Source organism: Bizionia argentinensis JUB59 (genome assembly GCF_000224335.1).
In the GTDB taxonomy this organism is placed as follows: Bacteria; Bacteroidota; Bacteroidia; order Flavobacteriales; family Flavobacteriaceae; genus Algorimicrobium; species Algorimicrobium argentinense.
Window position 1 is genome coordinate 1 of the sequence record NZ_AFXZ01000056.1, and the last position, 11,162, is coordinate 11,162.

The 11,162-nt window shown below is 35.1% G+C and carries 9 protein-coding genes and 2 tRNA genes; 10 read left to right on the forward strand and 1 reads right to left on the reverse strand.

All coding sequences use genetic code 11. The annotated features are described in order from the left end of the window. A partial coding sequence (locus BZARG_RS12910; protein WP_123766964.1) for a helix-turn-helix domain-containing protein occupies positions 1-2,379 on the forward strand: 2,379 nt, incomplete at its 5' end. Positions 2,380-2,430: 51 nt separating this feature from the next. Here the strand turns inward: BZARG_RS12910 and BZARG_RS12915 are convergent. Further along, positions 2,431-3,573, reverse strand: coding sequence for an acyl-CoA dehydrogenase (locus BZARG_RS12915; RefSeq protein WP_008639105.1), 1,143 nt, complete (start codon positions 3,571-3,573; stop codon positions 2,431-2,433). A 90-nt stretch (positions 3,574-3,663) separates the two neighbouring features. On the opposite strand from BZARG_RS12915, the gene BZARG_RS12920 reads away from it, so the two are divergent. From BZARG_RS12920 to BZARG_RS12960, 9 genes are all read left to right on the forward strand, one after another. After that, the gene (locus BZARG_RS12920; protein ID WP_008639114.1) at positions 3,664-4,719 is read left to right on the forward strand and encodes an anhydro-N-acetylmuramic acid kinase; all 1,056 of its coding nucleotides are present in this window, start codon (positions 3,664-3,666) and stop codon (positions 4,717-4,719) included. A 93-nt stretch (positions 4,720-4,812) separates the two neighbouring features. Next, the gene (locus BZARG_RS12925) at positions 4,813-6,039 is read left to right on the forward strand and encodes a Glu/Leu/Phe/Val dehydrogenase dimerization domain-containing protein (protein WP_008639119.1); all 1,227 of its coding nucleotides are present in this window, start codon (positions 4,813-4,815) and stop codon (positions 6,037-6,039) included. A 13-nt stretch (positions 6,040-6,052) separates the two neighbouring features. Then, positions 6,053-7,444, forward strand: coding sequence for a sodium:proton antiporter NhaD (gene nhaD, locus BZARG_RS12930; RefSeq protein WP_008639115.1), 1,392 nt, complete (start codon positions 6,053-6,055; stop codon positions 7,442-7,444). A 51-nt stretch (positions 7,445-7,495) separates the two neighbouring features. Next, positions 7,496-8,206 carry a MotA/TolQ/ExbB proton channel family protein gene (locus BZARG_RS12935; RefSeq protein WP_008639109.1) on the forward strand — a complete coding sequence of 237 codons (711 nt, stop codon included), beginning with the start codon at positions 7,496-7,498 and terminating at the stop codon, positions 8,204-8,206. Position 8,207: 1 nt separating this feature from the next. Further along, positions 8,208-8,600: an ExbD/TolR family protein gene (locus tag BZARG_RS12940; RefSeq protein ID WP_008639117.1), complete on the forward strand. Its 393-nt coding sequence runs from the start codon at positions 8,208-8,210 to the stop codon at positions 8,598-8,600. A gap of 18 nt (positions 8,601-8,618) precedes the next feature. Beyond that, positions 8,619-9,515, forward strand: coding sequence for a hypothetical protein (locus BZARG_RS12945; RefSeq protein WP_008639112.1), 897 nt, complete (start codon positions 8,619-8,621; stop codon positions 9,513-9,515). Between the two features lie 3 nt (positions 9,516-9,518). Beyond that, positions 9,519-10,736, forward strand: coding sequence for a bifunctional folylpolyglutamate synthase/dihydrofolate synthase (locus tag BZARG_RS12950; RefSeq protein WP_008639107.1), 1,218 nt, complete (start codon positions 9,519-9,521; stop codon positions 10,734-10,736). Positions 10,737-10,799: 63 nt separating this feature from the next. Then, a tRNA-Val gene (locus tag BZARG_RS12955) sits at positions 10,800-10,874 on the forward strand. 42 nt (positions 10,875-10,916) lie between these two features. Then, positions 10,917-10,991, forward strand: a tRNA-Val gene (locus BZARG_RS12960). Positions 10,992-11,162 lie beyond the last annotated feature (171 nt).

The window sequence follows — 11,162 nt, forward strand, 5'->3', positions numbered from 1 at the left end:
AGAAATATATTCTTAACAGGCAAAGCGGGGACCGGTAAAACAACGTTTCTTCATAAACTTAAAAATGAATCCCTAAAACGAACCGTTGTGGTCGCACCAACGGGCGTAGCAGCTATTAATGCGAAAGGAGTTACCATTCATTCTTTTTTTCAGTTACCTTTTGGACCTATATTACCAGATTCAGATACTAATACTTCGCAAGGATTTAATAGGAAGTTCAGCAAAACAAAAATCAATATTATTAAGTCCATGGATTTATTGGTTATTGATGAAATTAGTATGGTTCGTGCAGACTTATTAGATGGTATTGATAAAACCTTAAGGCGTTTTCGCAGTAAAAATAAAATATTCGGTGGTGTCCAAGTATTAATGATTGGCGATTTGCAACAATTGTCTCCTGTTATTAAAGATCACGAATGGGCCTTATTGAGAAAGTACTATGTGAATGGATTCTTTTTTAGCAGTCATGCATATCAACAATGCGAACCGATTTCAATTGAATTAAAGCATATTTACAGACAGGAAAATCCGGAGTTTATCAATATTTTGAATGAAATTAGAAATAATAAACTTTCAAAAGAGGCTGAAGCTATATTAAATAAGCGGTATAAGCCAGATTTTATCCCTAATCCAAATGAAGGCTATATTCAATTAACAACTCACAATAATAGAGCGGAACAAACTAATAAAATAGAATTGGATGGGATAGATTCTAAAATTCAAAACTATAATGCAGAAGTAACGGGCAAGTTTCCAGAACATGCATATCCTAACAAAGAGGAACTGGCTTTAAAGCTTGGTGCACAAGTCATGTTTATTAAAAACGACAGTTCACAAGAAAAGCGTTATTTTAATGGTAAGATAGGGAAGATTATCAAACTTAATAAAGATGAAGTGGTCGTACGCTGTCCTGATGATGATTTTAATATTGTTACCACTCCTGAAGTCTGGGACAATATAAATTACAGTGTAAATAAGGAAACCAAAGCAATTACGGAGGATAAAATTGGATCATTTACTCAAATTCCTTTAAGACTCGCTTGGGCAATTACCATTCATAAGAGTCAAGGTTTAACTTTTGAAAAGGCAATTATTGACGCGCAAGGTGCGTTTGCTCATGGTCAAACTTATGTGGCATTAAGTCGCTGTAAATCGTTGGAAGGTTTAGTTTTAAAGAGTAAAATTACTTCAAATCAAATTATAAGCGATAGTCAGGTTATTACTTTTAATGAGGCTGCTAACGAGAACCAACCAGATGAGAAAGTATTAGAGGTTTCTCAAAAGTCTTTTCAATTAGGATTAATAGCAGATGTTTTTAATTTCTACGAACTGTTGTATCCCATCAATCGGATTTTAGATGTTTATTATAAAAACAGAGGGAGTATTGAAGGTAAAATAGAATTACAATTGATTGCTATAAAAGATACCATTACTGGTCTATTAAAAGTTGGGAATGCCTTCAATAAGCAATTGAAAGCTATTTCTGAAGAAGAGACCATTCCAGAAAAAAGCGATATGATTCAAAAGCGTTTTATAAAAGCTATTTCTTATTTTAAGAATGAATTAGATACGGTAATACTACCGGCGTTTAAAACATTTAATTTCACCACTGATAATCAAACTATTGAAAAGGACATCAATAAAAACAGTGATAGTATCGAGGAATTATTAGAGTCTAAGTCCTTATATTTTAAAGAATTATCTACAGGGTTTAAAACGAGACTATTTCTGGATTTACGTGCAAAAGCTGTGTTTTTAGCCAAAGAGAAACCTAAAAAGCTTAAAAAAGCGGTTGTCGATGGGACTACCAATGTTGAGTTATTTGAGTTGCTGCGTGTATTCCGAAATGAAGTTGCGCAGGAAAACGACTTGATTCACTATCAGGTATTTACCCAAAAAGCATTGTATGCCATGTGTGAAACTTTACCAACAACTAAAAATGAGCTATTAGATATTGTAGATATGGGAAAAGTTCGTGTCGAAAAATATGGTTCTGAAATTTTGGGAGTTATAAAAGAGTTTTGTGATGAGAATGACATAGAATTCGAGGAAAAGACAGAAACTGATAAGCCTGAAAAAAATAAGGAAAAAAAAGTTGACACCAAATTGCAATCACTCAATCTTTACCAGGCAGGAAAAACCTTGCCCGAAATTGCTGATACAAGAGAATTAAATGAAAATACTATTTTTGGACATTTAGTTACTTTTATTCCTTCAGGAGAAATAAAAGCAACGGACCTAATGAGTGAAAAGCATTATAAGGAATTACAAAAACTAATTCCGAAGCAAAAGTTTGAAAACCTATCAGATTTAAAACATCAACTCGATGAAAAATATAGCTACGGTGAACTCCGACTTGTGTTAGAAACGTTGAAATAAAAAAAATCCCAATGTAGCCATTGGGATTTTAATTTTTATAAGTTGCAGGCATTAATCTTTTAATACACCTCTGGAAATTACTATTTTTTGAATCTCTGAAGTTCCTTCATAAATCTGTGTGATTTTCGCATCACGCATTAAACGTTCTACATGGTACTCCTTAACAAAACCATTTCCACCGTGAATTTGCACGGCTTCAATCGTTGTATCCATTGCTACTTTACTGGCGTATAATTTTGCCATAGCACTGGACATATCGTAATTATTACCCTGATCTTTATCCCATGCTGCTTTCATTACTAACATTCTGGCGGCTTCAATTTCTGTAGCCATATCCGCTAATTTAAAAGCAATAGCTTGATGATTACAAATTGCGGTGCCAAAAGATTTACGCACTTTACTATACTTTAAAGCCAATTCATAAGCGCCAGATGCAATACCTAGTGCTTGAGCTGCAATTCCAATTCGGCCACCAGATAACGTTTTCATAGCGAACTTAAAACCAAATCCGTCGATACCAATTCTATTCTCTTTAGGCACTTTTACGTCATTAAACTGTAATGTATGGGTGTCACTTCCACGAATTCCTAATTTGTCTTCTTTAGGTCCAACATCAAATCCAGGTAAGCCTTTATCCACAATAAACGCATTAATTCCGTGATGACCTTTGTCTCTATCCGTTTGTGCAATAACTAAAAACACATCGGCACGACCACCGCTTGTAATCCAGTTTTTAGTCCCATTTAAAACATAGTGATCACCTTTATCTATAGCTGTTGTTGCTTGTGAAGTTGCATCACTGCCAGCTTCAGGTTCACTTAAACAAAATGCACCAATAAATTCACCGGTCGCTAATTTGGTTAAATACTTGTCTTTCTGTGCTTGGTTTGCGTATGTTTCTAATCCGTAACATACTAATGAGTTATTTACAGATACAATTACAGAAGCTGATGCATCAATTTTTGATAACTCCTCCATAACGAGCACATAGGAAATAGCATCCATTCCACTTCCGCCATATTTTGGATCTACCATAAGTCCCATAAAACCAAGATCTCCCATTTTTTTCACTAATTCTTGCGGAAACTCTTGTTTATTATCACGCTCAATAACGCCAGGCAGCAATTCTGTTTGTGCAAAATCGCGTGCTGCGTCGCGAATCATCATATGTTCTTCGGTAAGATTAAAATCCATAGTAATTATAATTATTGAATTGATAAAAATGAGTGCAAATATAAGGTTTTAGTCCCGTTTTTTCAATTATGATTAGTATTTTTACGGGATATGGTAAAATCTTTTTATAGCGTTTTAGGGATTATGTCTGGAACATCTCTTGATGGTGTTGATTTGGCACATATTACTTTATCATATAATGGCAAATGGCACTATAATTTTTTAAATTGTGAAACTATCGCGTATCCTGCGGATTGGTTGAAAAAATTGAAGAATCTCGTAGGACTGTCTAAAGATGAATTAGATAAATTGGATGGCGAATATACACAGTATTTGGCAACAGTTATTAATACGTTTATTGATCGACATAAAATTACAGATTTAGATTTTATAAGTTCACATGGTCACACCGCTTTACATCAACCTAATGCTGGTATCACCGTTCAAATTGGAAATAAACAATCTCTTGCTAGTCTAACACAACAAACCGTTATATGCGATTTTAGAGTGCAGGACGTACTACTTGGTGGTCAAGGTGCACCATTGGTTCCGATTGGTGATAAACTTCTTTTTTCAGAATATGATTATTGTCTCAATTTGGGAGGCTTCGCAAATTTATCAACAGAAATTAATGGCCAACGTATAGCATATGATGTTTGTCCTGTTAATATCGTCCTCAATCATTATGTCACTTCTTTAGGTTTAGATTATGATAATGCGGGAAAAATAGCGGCATCTGGACAAGTTCATAAAGTGCTTTTAAAGGAATTAAATAATATTGATTTTTATCAAAAAACACATCCAAAATCATTGGGATTGGAATGGGTTAAAACGCAAATTTTCCCTGTTATTGATGCTTTCGATTTATCTACCGCTGATATATTAAGGACGGTTGTCCAGCATGTAGCCATTCAAGTAGGAAGTCAAATAAAAATGGGGAAGACTTTAATAACTGGAGGTGGTGTTTATAATCTATTCCTTATGGCTGAAATTAAAAAACTAACAAAAGCAGTAATCACCATTCCAAATGCCCAACTTATTGAGTATAAGGAAGCTCTGATATTTAGCTTATTAGGCGCTTTAAAAAAGCGAAATGAAGTTAATTGTTTAGCAACGGTTACAGGTGCAAAAACCGATCATAGTTCGGGGGAAATATATCATCCTTAAAAATATTGAAAATTTGATAATTAGCAATTTTTTGTGTTTATATTTGTTGGGAAACAATGAGAATCTGATCATTCAAAAATATTAATTACTATAATGAAAGAATTACTTCAAAAGTACGAGAATAAACAACCGGAAATAGTTTTCCATTGGAAAGATCCAGAAACAGAAGCGGAAGGATGGACTGTAATAAGTTCTTTACGTGGTGGTGCAGCAGGAGGTGGAACGCGTATGCGTAAAGGTTTGGATGTAAATGAAGTATTATCCTTAGCGAAAACAATGGAAGTAAAGTTTACAGTTTCGGGACCCGCCATTGGAGGAGCCAAATCCGGGATTAATTTTGATCCGCAAGATCCAAGAAAAAAGGGAGTTTTGGAACGTTGGTTTAAAGCTGTTTCTCCATTATTGAAAAGTTACTACGGAACTGGAGGCGATTTAAACGTTGATGAAAGTCATGAAGTTATTCCAATGACAGAACAAACAGGTCTTTGGCATCCGCAAGAGGGCGTTTTCGAAGGACATTTTAAGCCAACACCAGGAGACAAAATTAACCGTATCGGTCAATTGCGTCAAGGTGTCATAAAGGTTATTGAAAGTTCTAAATATTCGCCTAGCGTGAAAAGAAAATATTCGGTAGCTGATATGATTACTGGATTTGGAGTTGCCATGGCCGTGAAACATTATTACGATATTTTTGGGGGGTCAGTAAAGGATAAACGTGTTGTAGTCCAGGGTTTTGGTAACGTTGGTGCAGCAGCTGCTTTTTATATTTCTAAAATGGGTGCTAAAGTGGTTGGTATAATGGATATCGCCGGAGGTGTAATAAACAAAGACGGATTTACTTTTGAAGAAATTACGAATTTATACTTGAATAAAAAAGGAAACACATTAGGTGAAGATAACTTAATTCCTTTTCAAGAAATGAATGATAAGGTTTGGGACTTGGAATCAGAAATCTTCTTACCATGTGCAGCATCCCGATTAATTACAAAAGAGCAGGTGGACGCCATGATAAGTAGTGGTTTGGAAGTTGTTTCTTGTGGAGCTAATGTGCCATTTGCTGATAAGGAAATTTTCTTTGGCCCAATTATGGAACATACGGATGAACGCGTCAGTTTAATACCAGATTTTATTTCTAATTGTGGTATGGCTCGCGTTTTTGCATACTTGATGGAAAACCGTGTAGAAATGACTGATGATTCTATTTTTGAAGACACTTCTGATACTATAAAGAAAGCTTTACAAAATGTTTACAATCAAAATAGTTCAAAAAAGGAATTAAGTAAAACCGCCTTTGAAATCGCATTGGGTCAACTCGTTTAACGCCTAGAGTTTTATGGAAACACTAATAGTTATCGTATTTGTTTTAGGTTATTTAGCTATCACGTTAGAGCATAAACTAAAAATAGATAAATTGATACCAGCTTTAGTCATGATGGCTATTAGTTGGGCTTTAATTGCGTTAGGAGTAGATAGTTTTCCTCAATGGTTTGATTCGGTCAAGCATACTTTAGTGGATAATTTAGGTTTGTTAGATCATGAAGAAAGAGTTCTTCTCATGGAAGAAACCTTATTGCATCATTTAGGTAAAACAGCTGAAATATTAGTGTTCTTAATAGGGGCCATGACAATTGTGGAAATCATAGATTATTTTGATGGTTTTTCAACGATTAAAAGTTTTATAAAAACGAAAAGCAAAAAAAATATTCTTTGGATATTTGGTTTTTTGGCATTTTTTTTATCGGCTATTATTGATAATTTAACAGCAACTATCGTTTTAATATCTATACTTCAAAAACTAATTTACGATCGTAATGTTCGAATTTGGTATGCTGGTTTAATTATTATTGCCGCTAATGCTGGTGGAGCTTGGTCTCCTATTGGTGATGTAACAACAACGATGCTTTGGATTGGTAAAAAAGTATCGAGTGGTCATTTATTTGTGTACTTATTTATACCATCCCTATTGTGTATGTTAGTACCTACGTTTATTGCATCGTTTTTGCCAGCATTTAAAGGGAAAATAGACAGTCCAGGTGACGAGGAGAAATCTAAAAGTAAATATGGCGCTACTATGCTATATTTAGGGTTAGGTGGAATTATATCCGTGCCTGTTTTTAAGGGTTTCACACATCTACCACCATACGTTGGTATGATGTTGGCTTTAAGTTTTGTGGCTATTTTTGCGGAAGTTTTTAGTAATAGAAAGTTTGCAATGTCTATTGACGCGGATAAGGATGCCGACCATAAAGGGCATCATAGTCCGGTGCATTTATCATTGTCTAAAATTGAATTGCCAAGTATTCTATTCTTTTTAGGTATTTTAATGGCTGTTGCTGCATTAGAATCATTGGGTGTTTTATTCGGTTTTGCTTCAACTTTGCAAGAAAATATGCCTCTGCTAGGAACGGAAATTCACCATGGAGGTGTTTCGGATTTAGTAGTTTTATTAATAGGGGTTGGTTCAGCAGTAATCGATAATGTACCTTTAGTAGCAGCTAGTTTAGGTATGTTTACAGAACCGCTAGATAATGAATTATGGCATTTTATTGCTTACGCTGCCGGAACGGGGGGAAGTATGCTTATTATTGGGTCCGCCTCTGGTGTTGTAGCCATGGGAATGGAAAGAATAGAATTTTTCTGGTACCTTAAAAATATAGGCTGGTTAGCGCTAATCGGTTTTATAGTTGGTGCCATAGCCTTCATGTTTACAAGAACCATTTTTTAATATAATTTAATTCAATATAACACGTTAAACGTATAACATTTAAAATAGCATATGATACATACAATATTACAAAGTTCTCAAGATGTTCCAGAAGGAGCGGAAATACTAACCGATGTTGAGCCTGTGGAAAAAACACTCTCCATTATTGAGTTAATAACTAGTGGAGGATTAGCAGGACAAATAATTATCGCTATACTTTTTATATTATTAATAGTAGCCTGTTATATTTATTTCGAGCGTTTATTCGCCATTAAAGCTGCATCTGCAATTGATAGTAATTTTATGAATCAAATAAAAGATCATGTTAGTAATGGTAAAATAGAAGCGGCTCAACTTTTGTGCGCTCAAGTTAATTCTCCTGTTTCTCGGTTAATCAATAAAGGAATTTCTAGAATTGGAAAACCCCTTGAAGATATAAATACAGCTATCGAAAACGCAGGTCGTTTAGAAATTTATGGCTTAGAAAAAAACGTAAGTGTTTTAGCTACTATTTCTGGTGCCGCACCAATGATTGGATTCTTAGGAACCGTGGTAGGTATGATTTTAGCTATTTTCGAATTAGCTAATGCTGGAGGAACTATTCAAATGGATGTCCTTGCTAGCGGATTATATACGGCTATGACAACTACTGTAGCTGGTTTAATTGTGGGTATTGTTGCTTACATTACGTATAACCATTTAGTGGTAAAAACAAATAAAATGGTTTATCAAATGGAAGCACATTCTTTAGAATTTTTAGATCATTTAAACGAACCGATATAATATGAACATACGCGGAAGAAATAAAGTAACGCCAGAATTCAACATGTCCTCTATGACGGATATTGTATTCCTTTTACTTATATTTTTTATGATTGCTTCGACACTTGTAACCACGAGTGCTATTGATATTTTACTTCCTAGTGCCAGCGGAAAAACAGAAAATAAAAAATCTATAGCCGTAAGTATCACTAAAGATTTAAGATATTATGTCGATCAGAAATTAGTAGGGGAAAGCATGTTAGAAGGTGAATTATTAGAGGCTTTATCCAGTCAAGAAAAACCAACTTTAGTTTTACGTGCCGAAAAATCTGTGCCTGTAGATAATGTTGTAAAAGTTATGGATATTGCTAATAGAAATAAGATTAAGGTCATTTTAGCGGTTAAACCGAATTAAGCACAATTTAGATATACTATGAAATATTTAGAAACCAAACACGAACGCAATTCTGCCAAGATTACTGCTTTAATAGCTGTAATCTTGGTGTTGCTATTATTTGTGGTTGGCGCTTCTTATATGGATCCGCCAGAAGAATATGGTGTGGCAATTAATTTTGGAAATTCACCTGTGGGAAGCGGAAATGTGCAACCTAAAGAACCTGTGAAATCGGAGCCAAGGGAAATAGAGCAACCACCGGAAGAAACGGTTACTAAATCCCAAAAAACAAAACCTGAAGCAGCCGCGGCCGAAAAAACAAAAGCGGAAGATGTTATTACACAAAATAATGAAGAATCTTTAGCCATTGAGAAAAAGAAGCAGGTGGATGCCAAGGCAAAAGCTGTTTCGGATGCGAAAGCGAAAGCCCAAGCAAAAGCAGATGCAAAAGCGAAAGCAGAGGCAGAACAAAAAGCAAAAGAACAAGCTGAAAAAGAAGCCAAAAAGAAAAAGTTAGATGCTTTAATAGGCGGAGTTAGTAAATCGGAAGGCAAAACCACCGGCGGAGAAGGGGATGATAATAAAGCAGGAGATAAAGGCCAGTTGGATGGCAACCCCTATGCAACTAGCTATTTTGGCGATCCAGGTTCTGGAAGTGGAGGTGTTGGTTATGGCTTAAATGGTCGTGGTAAAGCTACATATAAAACTATTCAACAGGATTGTAATGAGTCGGGTATGGTTATCGTTGAGATTGTTGTTGATCGTGCAGGAAATGTAATTGAGGCCAATCCTGGAGCTAAAGGCACAACTAATACGGCCGCATGTTTACTAGAACCAGCAAGAAAAATTGCTTTATCTCATAAGTGGCGATCAGATAGTAAAGCACCAGCCAGGCAGGTTGGATTTGTAAAAGTAAATTTCAATTTAGGCCAGTAATTCATGACATATCAAGATACTTTAAGTTGGATGTTTTCTAAACTTCCAATGTATCAAAGGCAAGGTAAAAGTGCTTTTAAAGCAAATTTAGACAATTCTATAAGTTTTGCTAATCATTTAAATAATCCTCAAAACCAAATTAAAACCATTCACGTGGGTGGTACTAATGGAAAAGGGTCTACAAGTAACATGTTGTCTTCCATATTACAAGAAGCTGGTTATAAGGTAGGGTTGTCTACGTCTCCACATTTAAAGGATTTTCGTGAACGTATTCGTATTAACGGCCAGATGATCAGCAAGGGATCTGTTGTTGAATTTATAGAAAGCAATAAAGAATATTTAGAAGAAACTGGATTATCGTTTTTTGAAATGACATCAGGAATGGCATTCGATTGTTTTTTGAAAGAGAAAGTTGATGTGGCCATTATTGAAGTCGGATTAGGTGGCCGATTGGATTCTACTAACATTATTACACCAGAACTTTCTATTATAACAAACATCGGATTAGATCACACCCAATTTCTAGGTGATTCGCTTGATAAAATTGCATTTGAAAAAGCTGGAATTATTAAAAAGAATATTCCCGTTGTTATTGGTAAAACGCAAAGCGAAACCCAATCTGTTTTTAAGAATGTTGCAAGTAGTTTAGAAGCGTCTATTTCATTTGCAGACCAAATGGAACACCCTGATTATGAATCGGACTTAAAAGGTGTCTATCAAAAAGAAAACATTCAAACGGTATTGCAGGCGATTGATGTACTGCGAACGCTTAACTTTAAATTAAAAGATATTCATATCAAAGAGGGTTTAAAAAACGTAGAGATAAATACAGGTTTTCAAGGTCGATGGCAAATTTTACACGATAAACCATTAGTGGTTTGTGATACGGCACATAATTCTGAAGGATTGAAATTGGTAATGGAGCAGTTACTTAATTTGCCATATAACAAGTTGCATATTGTTTTTGGGGTAGTTAATGACAAGGCTTTGGAGACCATCTTACCTCTTTTACCTAAAAAAGCAATTTATTACTTCTGTAAACCGGATGTTCCAAGAGGTTTGGATGAAAATATTTTAAAAAGTATTTTTTTAGAGAATGGTTTTAAAGGTTTAGGTTACGTTAGTGTAAATGAAGCGCTTAAGGCGGCAAAAAGAGCGTCAAAAATGGATGATATAATCTATATTGGAGGCAGTACATTTGTAGTTGCAGAAATAATTTAATTTTTTTTATAAAAAAGCTTTGCAATTCTAAAAAGTCTAGTATATTTGCAGTCCAATTACGAAGGGCGATTAGCTCAGTTGGTTCAGAGCACCTCGTTTACACCGAGGGGGTCGGGGGTTCGAATCCCTCATCGCCCACAACAAAAGAGTCCGTTTTTAACGGACTCTTTTTAGTTACAGGGGTCATTAACTCAGTTGGTTCAGAGTGTCACGTCGACAACGTGGAAGTCACTGGTTCGAATCCAGTATGACCCACATCAAGCGAAAATCTGCATGGGAATGCAGATTTTTTTATTATGAAAAAAGCCCAAAGCTCGCTTTGTAGGTTTTTTCAAAATAAAAAAATCCAGAATGCGCCAGCATTTAGATTTACATTTGCAGTAGTGGTTTTAATCTGGATCAATGCAATTAATCCACAAGTAATTT